Annotated in this window: 11 protein-coding genes; all 11 read left to right on the top strand. The window is 64.9% G+C overall.

Going from position 1 to position 12189, the window contains the following annotated elements; all coding sequences use genetic code 11:
• Positions 1-92: 92 nt before the first annotated feature.
• The 11 genes from CD04_RS0105310 (at position 93) to CD04_RS0105260 (ending at position 12187) form a co-directional block, all read left to right on the top strand.
• Positions 93-1217 carry a cobalamin-independent methionine synthase II family protein gene (locus CD04_RS0105310; protein WP_031404774.1) on the top strand — a complete coding sequence of 375 codons (1125 nt, stop codon included), beginning with the start codon at positions 93-95 and terminating at the stop codon, positions 1215-1217.
• A gap of 321 nt (positions 1218-1538) precedes the next feature.
• Positions 1539-3095 (top strand): FAD-dependent oxidoreductase, encoded by a 1557-nt coding sequence (locus CD04_RS0105305; RefSeq protein WP_031404773.1) that lies wholly within the window; start codon positions 1539-1541, stop codon positions 3093-3095.
• Positions 3092-3844, top strand: a complete 753-nt coding sequence (locus CD04_RS0105300; RefSeq protein ID WP_031404771.1) for an SDR family NAD(P)-dependent oxidoreductase — start codon at positions 3092-3094, stop codon at positions 3842-3844. Before CD04_RS0105305 ends, CD04_RS0105300 begins: the two co-directional genes overlap by 4 nt.
• Before the next feature lie 49 nt (positions 3845-3893).
• Positions 3894-4661, top strand: coding sequence for an SDR family NAD(P)-dependent oxidoreductase (locus CD04_RS0105295; RefSeq protein ID WP_031404769.1), 768 nt, complete (start codon positions 3894-3896; stop codon positions 4659-4661).
• Positions 4658-5602, top strand: a complete 945-nt coding sequence (locus tag CD04_RS0105290; RefSeq protein WP_031404767.1) for a CoA transferase subunit A — start codon at positions 4658-4660, stop codon at positions 5600-5602. Before CD04_RS0105295 ends, CD04_RS0105290 begins: the two co-directional genes overlap by 4 nt.
• Positions 5599-6444, top strand: coding sequence for a CoA-transferase (locus tag CD04_RS0105285; RefSeq protein ID WP_031404764.1), 846 nt, complete (start codon positions 5599-5601; stop codon positions 6442-6444). Before CD04_RS0105290 ends, CD04_RS0105285 begins: the two co-directional genes overlap by 4 nt.
• A gap of 14 nt (positions 6445-6458) precedes the next feature.
• A complete protein-coding gene (locus tag CD04_RS0105280) occupies positions 6459-7385 on the top strand; it encodes a hypothetical protein (protein ID WP_051848951.1) in 927 nt (308 codons plus the stop codon).
• Positions 7375-8256: a phosphosulfolactate synthase gene (locus tag CD04_RS0105275; protein WP_031404759.1), complete on the top strand. Its 882-nt coding sequence runs from the start codon at positions 7375-7377 to the stop codon at positions 8254-8256. The genes CD04_RS0105280 and CD04_RS0105275 overlap by 11 nt, the downstream gene beginning before the upstream one ends.
• A gap of 16 nt (positions 8257-8272) precedes the next feature.
• Positions 8273-9781, top strand: coding sequence for a lyase family protein (locus tag CD04_RS0105270; RefSeq protein WP_051848950.1), 1509 nt, complete (start codon positions 8273-8275; stop codon positions 9779-9781).
• Position 9782: 1 nt separating this feature from the next.
• Positions 9783-11195 carry an adenylosuccinate lyase family protein gene (locus CD04_RS0105265; RefSeq protein WP_051848949.1) on the top strand — a complete coding sequence of 471 codons (1413 nt, stop codon included), beginning with the start codon at positions 9783-9785 and terminating at the stop codon, positions 11193-11195.
• A complete protein-coding gene (locus CD04_RS0105260) occupies positions 11192-12187 on the top strand; it encodes a 1-aminocyclopropane-1-carboxylate deaminase/D-cysteine desulfhydrase (protein ID WP_031404752.1) in 996 nt (331 codons plus the stop codon). Before CD04_RS0105265 ends, CD04_RS0105260 begins: the two co-directional genes overlap by 4 nt.
• Positions 12188-12189: the final 2 nt, after the last annotated feature.

The raw sequence follows: 12189 nt of genomic DNA, 5'->3' as shown, positions 1-12189 counted from the left end.
CATATGTCTGGATAACAAAGGCGTGTGGTACGCAGCAATTGCACGTCGGGCTCAGAGATGTGCTGCGAGACGAGCACCTAAGGAGACAAAGCATGAAAATTGGCACCAAGGAGATCTTGATTCCGACCAGCATGGTGGGCAACTACCCCAATCCTCGCTGGTGGGACGCAACCTTTTCACGATCATTCAGCGGCGATCAGCAGCCGCCGGATTCCATGTGGCAGGAGGCGCTTGAAGACGTCATCAATGCGGTGGTGGCTGATCAGGAAGCAGCAGGCTTGGACATCATCTCCGATGCGCGTGTGCACGGGGACAACTACGCGGACCAGGTGCTGTACTACTACATGAAGCGCCTGGGGTACGACCTCAAAGGCGGCCATCTTGGCTTCCCGATCTACAGCCGATTGCATGCGGGCACGCTGACCCAGCCCATCAAGCGCCATGGCGCCTTGATGGTCGAGCAGGCCAAGGCGTTGCGCAAGGCGACCCAAAAGCCGATCAAGGTGCAATACACGGGCATTCAGGTTCTGGCGCAATGCACCAACGATTTGCACTACAAATCCAGCCGTGACCGCGCCATGGCGATGGCCGCAGCCATCAATGAGGACCTCAAGGAGGTGGAGGCCATTGGTGCGGATTTCATTCAGATCGACGAATTCACGTGGCCGTACTTCTTCGAGGACTATGCGATCGAAGCCTTCAACCGCGCTGTCGAAGGCATCACCAAGGCCAAGATCATCGTGCATGTCTGCTGGGGAAATTGGGGTGGCACGCCGGCTTACATGCCGGACTCCACCGCACAGTCCGGCGAGATCTTTGACCTGACACAGCGCAAGGGCGAGCAGCCGGCCGCCACGGCCACCATCATTCCCAAGGCCTACGAGGCACACATCAATGTCCTCAATCTGGAGAACTGTGGGCGGCGCGCCGACGATCTGTCCGGCTTGGACGTGATCAAAAAGCATCCACTTCCACCCAACGTGGATTTCTGGGCCGGCGTCATCGACGTCAAAAGCACGATCACCGAAACCGCGGAAGAGGTGGCCTCGCGCATCCGCAAGCTGCTGGAGTACGTGCCGGCCGATCGCCTGGGCGTCACAACCGACTGCGGGCTCATTCTTTTGCAGCGCTACATCGCCAAGGACAAGCTGCATGCGCTGGTGGCGGGAACGCAGCTCGTGCGCAACGAGCTGGCCGCGCAGAAAAAAGCGGCCTAGGGCCGGCACATCCATCGGAGCGTCATCCGAAGGGGGCGCTCCCCGCTCGCAATGCAGCCCCAAGGAGACAGTGCCATGCCCGTTCTCGCGCTCGAGTGCCCAGACTGTGGGCACCAGTTCCTGAGTCTGGTCATGGCTGGCACCAAGCCGCCCGATGTCTGGGTGTGCTCGCAGTGCGCCAGCCAGGCGGTCATGCCAAAAGCAATGCCCATCACGCATGGCCATCCGTGGGACGGCTCGGGGACATACCGCAGCACGTGCCCTTGCTGCAGCTTTTAAATCTCATCGCAGTCTGCGCGCGTGCGCGCAAGGAATCCAACCATGACAGATATCCGTCACGAGCATGACACGATCAGCGCTTGGGGAAAGCGCATCGATGACTTGATTGAGGGGCGAGCCCACGGCGCGCTCTTCAACGTGAATGAAGACGACGACCGTGAGTACGACGCCATCTTTCTGGGCGGTGGCGCAGGCGGCCGATTTGGTTCCGCCTATCTGCGCGCCATGGGAGGGCGTCAGCTCATCATCGAGAAATGGCCCTTTCTTGGGGGATCCTGTCCCCACAATGCGTGCGTCCCGCACCATTTGCTTTCCGAATGCGCGGCACAGCTCATGCTCGAGCGCACGATGTCGGGCAAGCTGTGGTTCCAGGACATGACGGGAGTGCGAGCGCCCATCAAGGAGCTCATCGACATCTTCCGCAAGGGCCGCGTTGGTCCGCACGCGATCATGAATTACCAAAGCAAGGAGCAGCTCGATCTGGAGTACGTGCTCAACGCTGAGGGAACCATCCTGGATTCGCATACCGTGGAGGTGGCCGGGCGCCGCTTCCGTGCCAAGAATCTTGTTCTTGGCCTGGGAGCCAGACCCCAGCCCTTGGCATGCGACGGGGCTGATCTCAAGGGTGTCTACAACTACGTCAATCTCGTGGAGACGCTCGACTACGAACCCGGCAATACTGTGGTGGTGGTCGGCGGCTCCAAGACCGCGGTGGAATACGGCTGCTTCTTCAATGCAACCGGGCGACGCACCATCATGGTCGTGCGCAGCCAGCTTCTCAAACTGGTTGCGGACCAGGAGACCCGGCAATACGCGATTGACCGGATGACGGACCAGGGCATGGAGATCTGGGAGGGCTCGCAGATCGAACGCCTCGAATCCGATGCCCAAGGGCGCGTCTGCGCCGCCTTCATCCGGACGCCCCAGGGCGTCGAGAGGGTGGCGACGGATTTCGTGTTCGCCGGACTTGGGGAAATCCCGAACTCGGAAATGCCCGCCAAGGTGCTCGGCGTAAAGCTCGGCGCGAAAAACGAAATCATCGTCAACCACAAGCTGCGAACTTCCGTGCCGAACGTGTATGCCATCGGCGACCTCATTGGCAGCCCCATGGAGATGTTCAAGGCGCGCAAAAGCGGGACGTACGCGGCGCGCTGCATCATGGGTGAGGACGTGTCCTACAAGCCCGAGGACTGGCCTGATTTTCTGCATACCCACTACGAAGTGAGCTGGGCGGGCTTGAGCGAGGAGGAGGCCAAGGCGCGTTACAAGAACATCATCACCATCAAGATGCCACCCGACACGCCAGACGGCCTCAACGTGGCGCTACCGGCCAGCGATCGCACCATGCTGTATGCGTTTCTCGAGCCCAAGATGTCGGGATTTCAAAAGATCATCATCGACGAGGCCACGCGTCGCGTCGTGGGTGCGCATCACGTGGGCTACGGCGCCAAGGATGCCTTTCAGTACCTCAGCCACTTGATGAAGCAGGGGCTGACCATCGACCAGTTGGGCGATCTCGATGAGCTGTTTCTGAACCCGACCCACTTCATCCAACTGGCACGGCTGCGCGCTGGACAGCGCACGCTGAAAAACCTATGAGCCGCGTGGTCATCGTCACCGGTGCCGCATCCGGCATCGGGCATGCCATCGTCAACCGCTTCTTGAAGGATGGCGACACGGTGTTTGCGCTGGATGTCGATGGGCCTGCGCTGCAGGCCGCGCAGCTGCGGTCCTGGGCCCCTGCCGACATGCGAGTGCGTCCGGTGCAGGCTGACGTGGCCGAGCCCGCCGCGGTGGCGGCCGCTGTCGACCAGGTGATGCAAGTCCACGGAAGAATCGACGTTCTGGTCAACAACGCAGGCATCACCGGCGGGCCGCAGGCGCTGCGTCTGCACGAGACATCGGTTGCGGACTTCGACCACGTGTGGGGGGTGAACGTGCGGGGCATGTTTCTGATGTGCCGCCAGTGCCTTCCGGTCATGATCGCCCAGGGTGCGGGGGCGATCGTGAACATCGCCTCGGTTGCAGGACTCGTGGCCTTTCCGGCGCGAGCGGCCTATTCCGTCACGAAGGGCGCCGCGGTCATGCTCACGCGTTCGCTGGCCGTGGACTACGCGGCGTTGGGAATTCGCTGCAACGCCGTTTGCCCCGGGATGATCGATACGCCGATGACGCACTGGAGGTTGCAGCAACCCGAGCTGTTGGCGCAAGTCGTGGCGCGCATTCCGCAGGGGGCTGTGGGCGACGTTGACGACGTGGCCTCAGCCGTGGCGTTCCTGGCCAGCGCCGAGGCAAGCTACTGCAACGGTAGCGCGCTGGTGGTGGATGGCGGGTATTCCTCGGTGTGATGGATGGTCACACCGGGCATTGAACACAACAGACCAAAAGGAGATAACGATGCAAGGCACATTGACAGGACGCCATGTGGTGATCACGGGCGGCGGAGCAGGGATCGGCTTGCGCACGGCGCGCACGCTGGTGCGCGAAGGCGCGGCCGTGGCCCTTCTGGATCGGGACGGCGCCGTGGCGCAAAGCGCGGCTGGCGCATTGCGGGAGCAAGGAGCCAACGCGCATGGCTTCGTGTGCGATGTCACCGACCAGCAAAGCGTGAGCCGGGCAGTGCAGGCGGCGCACGAGGCGCTGGGCGCCATCGACGGGCTTTTCAACAACGCAGGGATCGCCGGATTCGGTGCCGTGCATGATTCCACGCTCGAGAGTTGGAAAAGCGTCTGGGACGTCAACGTCCTGGGCACATTCCTGGCATCCAAGGCCGTGCTGCCCGAGATGGTCTCTGCAAAGCGCGGCGCGATCGTGAACGTGGGCTCGGTCGCCGGACTTGTGGGCATCCCGAACATGGCCGCGTACTGCGCAGCCAAGGGCGCCATCGTCAATCTGACGCGCCAGATGGGCGCTGAATACGCCAAGCATGGGGTGCGCGTGAACTGCGTGTGCCCGGGCACCGTTGCCGAAACCGCCATGGGGCGCTCGCTGCTGGGCAGCGACACCAGCGAGGAGGCGATGAACAGGCGCCTGGCGAAATATCCCATCGGCCGCTTTGGCACGCCCGATGACATTGCCGAAGCCGTTGCCTTTTTGTTGTCCGATGCCGCTGGCTTCTGCGTGGGGTCCATCGTCGCGGTCGACGGAGGCATGACGGCCATATGAACGCAACCTATCCAGCGCTTGACAAGCGCGTCGATCTGGACGAGCTCGTGGCGCACATCAAGGACGGCGATTGGCTCGCCGTTGGTGGCGGCCTTTCGTCGCGCGAGCCCATGGCAGCCATCCGCGCGATCATTCGCGCCGGACGCAAAGGCCTCAAGGTGGTCGGGTCCGCGCACGGCATCGACATTGACATGCTCTGCGGCGGCGGCTGCGTGGCCACGAGCGCCGAGAGCTACGTGGGATTCGAGCAGGACTTTGGCCTGGCGCCCAATTTCCGGCGGGCGTGCGAATCGGGGGCCGTGGAAGTCGCCGATAGCTGCTGCTACACCGTGGTGCAGCAATTGCGGGCCGCCGCGTATGGGCTTCCCTTCCTGCCTGTACGCTCGGTGCGCGGCACAAGCTTCGAGGGCCTCCACCCCGAGTACGTCGCCATGCCATGCCCCTATACCGGCGACCCCCTGTTGCTCGTGCCGGCGCTGCAGCCCGACGTCGCCCTGATTCACGCCCAGTACGGGGATGCGCACGGCAATCTGCGCATCGAGGGGCCGCCCGTGGCCGATCTTCTGGCAAGCCGTGCGGCGAAGAAGGTCGTGGCCACGGTTGAGCGCATCGTCAGCAACGCCGAGCTGCGCGCGCTCGGCGGCGCCACCATCCCCTATTTCTACGTGGCCGCCCTTGCCGAGGTGCCCTTTGGCGCACATCCCACGGCGTGTTATCCGATGTATGCCTATGACCGGCCCCACACCGCGCTGTATTTCGCAGCGGCCAGTGCCGGCGCGCAGGCGTTTGCCACGCAGTACCTCGAACCCTATGTGCTCGATTGCCCGGATCACCAGGACTACCTGAAACGGGTGGGCGGCAAGGCGACCCAATCGCGGCTGGCGAGTTGGAGCCATAGCGATGCGGCATGGATGCGTTTGTACGGTGAGGAGTCGGCATGAGCAACACGTGCACTTTTGGCGAGGCAATGGTGTACAACCTCGCGCAAACGGTGGTCGACGGTACGGTCGTCTTTCATGGCTACGGCTCACCCTTGGTTCAGCTCGCGCTGCATCTGGCCAAGCACACGCACGCCCCCAATCTGGTGTTCGTTGCCGGTGCCACCTATGGCCTGAATCCCACCCCTCCCTTTCTCACCCCGACGTCCAACGACTGGGCGCTCGACCGGGGCGCCGAGTGTGCGCTGGACATTGAAGAGCTCTTCGATCTGGCCGCGTCCGGGCGGCTTGATCGCATGTTTCTGTCCGGGCTGCAGATCGACCCCTGGGGCAATGCGAACGTCACCCGCCTGGGCGCCGAGGCGCTCAAGCTCAAATTGCCCGGCGGCGGTGGCGGATGCAACCTGTCGTGCGATGTCGGCCATCTGACCCTGTGGACCACCGCGCACCGGGCGGCGGTGGGCAAGGATGGAAGCCGCCAGTTTCGTCTGGTGGAGCGCTGCGACTTCGTGACCAATCTGGGGCACCGATCGGTCGATGGGCGCACCCGCCAAGACCTGCGCCATCGCGGGGGAGGGCCCGATTGGCTGCTCACCGAGTTGGGGCTCTTTGACTTCGACGCCGAGGGGCATCTGCGCTTGTGTGGTCTGTACCCGGATGTCACGCCCGACGACGTCGCGCAAAACACCGGTTTTGCGCTGCGGCTGGCCGATGAGGTCAGAACCTTGCCCTTGCCCGACGCGCACAGCGTGGCCTTCCTGCGCAAGCTCGATCCGTTGAACGTGCACGTCAAGGAGTTGCGTGCCAGTGAGCGTCAACGGCATTTTGTGATCGGTCCCGCCTGAGAAAGGAAACGGCCATGGACAAAGCCCAAGGTTCCATCGCGGGATTGCGCAACCAACGCAACCTGGTGCCGCTTCCCTATCGGCAGGTGAGCGTGCAGCCCTATGCCGGAGCGATGACGCAGCAGGCCATCACGCAGCACCTGATGGGCCGCGAAGCCTACCGCCGTACCAACTTCATCGTGCTGCACGGCGGCAGCGTCGCCAGCGGCGCGCTCGCCGTGGTGGCCGTGGAGCGAAGGTCGGACGAGCCCCTGTTTTCGCCGATCATCGCGGTGGAGGTGCTCAGCCTGCCCGAGACCACGACGTTCGTGCACGATGCCGCCACCGACTGTGCAAACCGCTCGGCGCTTGCGCTGTGTGCGCGCCAAAACGGGGTGACGGGGCAGGGCACCGTGGTGGTGCAGGGCCGCTACGACCATATCAACTTCATTCATCACCCCGACCCACTGGTGCTGCGCATTGTGGAAGTGGCCCCGCCCGAGCCTCCCAAGCTTTTCGACCTGGTTCGCCACGTGCTGAGCTACGCCGATCTGCCGGCCATTGTCGTGGAGCTCGAGCGCATCGAGATTGCCGAATTGGCCCGCAAGACGCCGGCCGAGGAATATCTGGTGCCCTGCCGCTCGGGAGGGTTGGATCAGATCGGCGGGCATGTGAGCTTCCTCGACGAGCGCCCGGCCGAGCGCCGGGCCTGGACCCTGATCGGATGCGAGCGAAGCCTGCAGTTTCACCGCCACTACTACGGCGACGAGCCCCCGCGCATCGAGATGTGCCCGCGACGCATCGCAGGCAACCGCAGCGAGCTGACCATGCTCAAGTGCTGTTTGCTGGAGTTCGACATCGAGCGCGATGGCCAGACCATGGTGGTGCCATGGGGCACGGACCTGGCCATGGTGGAGCGGGCCTTGCGCCAACTCGTGGACGAGGTGGGCCATGACCGGTAGAGCATGGGAGGATCTGGCGGTCATTGCGAGTTTGCGACGGCAGCGCGCAACGGCTCCGCGTCAAAGCGGGCTGACGATGATCATCGACACGGGCCTTGGCCTGCGCGCCACCGAGGATGTGCTCGAGGTCGCCGGCGAGTTCATTGATCTGTGGAAGTTCAGCTTCGGCACCTCCGTGTTTCTCAAGCGTGAGGTGCTTCGGCAAAAGATTGCCCTCATCAATCGCCACGGGATCATGACGTGCCCTGGCGGAACCCTGTTCGAAGCGGCCATCTTGCAGCACCACTGTCGGGTGTACATGGATTGCGCGGTTGAAACCGGCTTCACCGCCGTGGAAATCTCCGATGGCACGATCGACTTGCCTGCTCACCGTCGGCAACGCGTGATCGAGTGTGCGCGTGATGTGGACCTGGTCGTCGTCTCCGAAGTCGGAAAAAAGGATCCCAAGGCGCAGCCGCCCCTCGCGGATCTTGCGCAACAGGCTCTCAGGGACTTGGACGACGGCGCGCAATGGGTCATCGTGGAAGGACGCGAGTCGGGCAAGGGCGTGGGGGTCTACGACGACGCGGGCCTCGTCGCTGGCGGAGCCTTCGACATATTCGAGTCCACCATGGGGCCGCGCGTGCAGCGCCTGATTTGGGAGGCGCCCCTGAAAAGCCAGCAGGCCGCGCTGGTCGAGCGCTTCGGGGTCAACGTGGGATTGGGGAACATTGCGCCAACCGATGTGCTGGCACTGGAGGCCTTGCGCGCCGGTTTGCGCTTTGAAACGCTCAAGCCCATCGCCGACGGGTTGGCCGCCTCCGGCGACTGGATTCCGGCACAGCTCGAGCCCAGCCCCGACGCCGTCCCGGCAGGGCTGACCCATGTATAAGCCGGAGCCGGGCGCCATGGCAACCGATCTTGCTCGCGACGTGCTCGAGGTGGGCGGGCGCATCGCAGCTCCCCCCTCAGCGGACCTGATCCAGCATGCCTTCGCTGACGAGCTGAACCACCAGCGCGGCCTGCAGCAGGCGATGGGCCTCGTGGACATGGCCCATGCAATTGCCGAGATTGCCGGCGGCGTCTTGCCGCGCGATGAAGGGCGCGAACTCATGGCCGCCCTGCTGACGCTCCATGCCCATCCCCAGCAGCTCGAGCCGGACGCCGCCCAGGGGGACCTTTACACCAATCGCGAGTCCTGGCTGCTCGCGCGCACACCCGCAGCCCGGTGGCTGGGATTGGGGCGGGCGCGGCGCGAGGCCACCACAACCGCCTTGCATCTGGTCGTCTGCGAACGCGTGCGCGCACTGATGCAAGCGCTGCTGCAAGCGGGCAATCAGATCGCGGACACGGCCGGTGAGCACCGCCACGCGCTGATGGCCGACTATACGTATTTGCAAGCGGGCCAGCCCACGACGCTGGCCCACTACCTGCTGGGCTTTGCAGGTCCGCTATTGCGGGATCTGGACCGGGCACGCAGCTTCCATGAGCGCTACAACCGCAGCCCGGCAGGGTGCGGCAGCACCAACGGATCGCGTCTCGCACCCGATCGCCAACGCCTGGCCGACCTGCTTGGCTTTGACGGTGTGGTCATGCACGCGCGTGATGCGATGTGGCAGGCCGACGGCCCCATCGAGGGACTCGCCCTCGTGGTCGCGGCGTTGATCAACTTGGATCGCTTGGCCGAGGATCTCATGATCTTCAACACCCAGGAATTCGGATTGGTCGAGCTGGGCGATGCGCTCACGCGCTCGAGCAAGATCATGCCGCAGAAGAAGAATCCGTACGCCCTGGCGTGGATCCGCTCGGCCGCCAACCAGTGCATCGGCATCCAGGCTTCGCTGGCTGCGTCGGGGCGCACACCTTCGGGGCAAATGGACAACCGCCTTCTGGCCTACGGCGAGCTGCCACGGGCGCTGAGCCTGGCCACGGGCGCGGCACAACTGATGCGTGCGAGCCTGGGCACGCTCACGTTCCGCCCCGAACGGGGTGAGCGCACGCTCGAGACCAGCTTTGTGCTCGCCACCGATGTGGCCGAGTTGCTCGTGCTGCACGCCGGCCTGGACCCGCGCAGCGCGCACCGTGTGGTGGGCTCGTTGGCGCGCATGCTGCACGACGCGGGCCGGCCCGCAACAGGCCTGACGCCTGCCGACTTGGAGCAGGCGCTGTTTGAAGTGACCGGGCACGCACACGCCATTGACCCGGGTTGGCTTGGGCAGGCGACCGACCCGCGCGCGGCGATCGCCTCGCGCCTGGGTGCAGGAGGCGCAGCCGACGTGCCAATGCAGGTCATGTTTGAGAGCATCCGGCAAAGCCTTGCCGAGATGAGCGCTTGGCTCACCGCGGCGCAGCAGGCCAGCGCCGGCGCGCAGGCCAATCTGCTGCGCTGGGCCCACGATTTCGCAAGGGAGGCGTGAGATGGCCGCAACCATGATGGACTCGATCGTCTATGCCGCGTTGTGGAGCAGTTCGCGTCTTCGGGCTGTCTTCGAAGAGATTCCCCGCACGCAGGCCTGGCTGCACATCATTGCGACGCTGGCCGAGGTGCAAGGCGAATTTGCGTTGATCCCGGGCGAGGCCGCGCAGGCCATTGCCGAAGTTTGCCGCAGCGTGCCTGTGGACACGGCCTTCCTGGAGGAGGTGCGCAAGGGTCGGCAGGCCAGCGGTCACTCGACGCAGGGGCTCATTGAGTGTGTGCAGCGCCGCTTGCCGGCGTCGGCGGCCCAGTGGGTCTACGCGGGAGCCACGGTGCAGGACGTGACGGACACCTGGCTGATGCTGGCGCTGCGAGCGGCACGCACGGGCATGCTGGAGGATCTGGACGCGGTCGACGCGGCACTGGTGGGACTGTCGCGTGCGCATCGCACCACCGTGATGGCCGGGCGCACGCATGGCCAGCTCGGGCTGCCCATCACGTTCGGATTCAAGACCGCGGGCTGGCTGGCCGAATTCCGGCGCCATCGCGAGCGCATGGTGCAGGCTGGCTCACGCATGGATGTCGTGCAACTCTGCGGGGGTGTGGGAAGCGTGGCGTCGATGGGACCCCGTGGTTTGGAGGTCCAGCGGCGGGTTGCCGAGCGGCTCGGGTTGGCTGCGCCGGGCATTTCCTGGACCAGCAGTCGCGATGTCCTTGGCGAATGGTGCGCCTTGCTCACGCTCGTCACCGGCACGGCCGATCGCATTGGGCACGAGATCTACAACCTCCAGCGCAGCGAAATCGCCGAAGTGCGCGAGGGGGCTGTGCGCGGCGTGGTTGGCAGCATCACGATGCCGCACAAGCGCAACCCCGAGATTGCCGAGCATCTGGGCACGCTGGCACGCCTGGTGCGCCATCTCGCAGCGGCCGTGGCCGAAAGCCAGGTTCAGGATCATGAGCGCGATGGGCGCGCGTGGAAAACGGAGTGGCACGCGATCCCGGAAGCCACAATGCTCGCCGGGCGCGCCATCGAGCTCGTTGGCGAGCTGCTGGCAAACGTCGAGGTGGATGCGGCACGCATGCGCGCCAATCTTGAGGCCAGTGGCGGCTTTGTGCTTTCCGAAGCGGTGATGCTGGAGCTGGCCCCCACCATCGGGCGCGACAGCGCACATCGGCTGCTCTACGCACTGTCCGCGCAAGCGCGCGAGCAAGGCACACAGCTCCTGGAGGTGCTGCGCCTGGATCCAACGGTGCGCAGTCATCTCGACGCCGCAACCCTGGAGCGGCTGAGCGACTATGCGCGTCATACCGGACATTGCGCTGCCATGGTCGATCGGGTCCTGGCGGCCGGGCCATCGCCCGCGGCGACGCCGGTGCGATCCCCTGCACGCTTGCCTGCGGAGCATTTCGCATGAATCCAGCCTTGACCCGGTTGTTGGCCATTGCGCGGCATCCCCTGGGCAGCCTGCCCACGCCGCTCACTCCAGCTCCCGTGCTCGGCCGCGCCGTGGGTGTCCCCGCGTTGTGGATCAAGCACGATGAGCTCATCGGCTTCGGATTTGGCGGCAACAAGGTCCGCGGCCTGGAGTTTCTGCTGGCAGACGCCTTGGGCAAGAACGCCGACGTCATGATCACCGGGGCCGGGGCCCAGTCGAACCACGTGCGGGCGACGGCGGCGTGCGCAGCCGCCTTCGGCATGCAGGCTGTCGCCGTGTATTGGGGGCAGGAGCCCGCTGCAGCGCAGGGCAACCTGCGCTTGACACGTCTTGTCGGGGCCCAGACCCGATTTACGGGTCATGCCGATCGTGGCCAGGTCGACGATGCAATGCGCATTGAAGCTCAACAGTGGCTTGCAGACGGCCATGTTCCCTACGTCATTCCCCGTGGGGGCGCCTGCGCGCTGGGGGTGCTGGGCCATGTGCTGGCGGCGCAGGAGCTGCTGCAGCAATGCATCGCCCGCGGCATCGCGCCACGCCATGTCGTGCTGGCCGTGGGTTCGGGAACCACGCTGGCGGGATGGATGCTTGGAACGGCGCTTTGGGGCGCGCCCTGGACGGTCGAGGGCGTGACGGTGAGCCGCCCGCCGTCCGAGGTGCGCGCGCGGGTGTCGAGCCTGATCGCGGAGGCGGCCGCGCTGCTGGGTGTGACGAATGCCGTGCCCGGCGATGAAATCATCGTGCACGACGGGTTCATTGGTTCTGATTACGGCGTCCCAAGCCCGGCGGGAAACGCGGCGATCGTTCTGGCAGCGCGCACACAGGGTGTGTTTCTGGACCCGACGTACACGGGCAAGGCGTTTGCGGGAGTGACCGAGTTGGCGCGTCGTGGACACTGGAGCACCACGGCGCCGACAGTCTTCATCCACACGGGCGGGGAGCCTGCGCTTTTCGCCCATGGGATGGTGTGACC

It is taken from the genome of Thiomonas sp. FB-Cd, from assembly GCF_000733775.1.
GTDB lineage: Bacteria > Pseudomonadota > Gammaproteobacteria > Burkholderiales > Burkholderiaceae_C > Thiomonas_A.
Note: the sequence above shows the minus strand (reverse complement) of the source record. Positions and strands in the feature narration are given on the sequence as shown.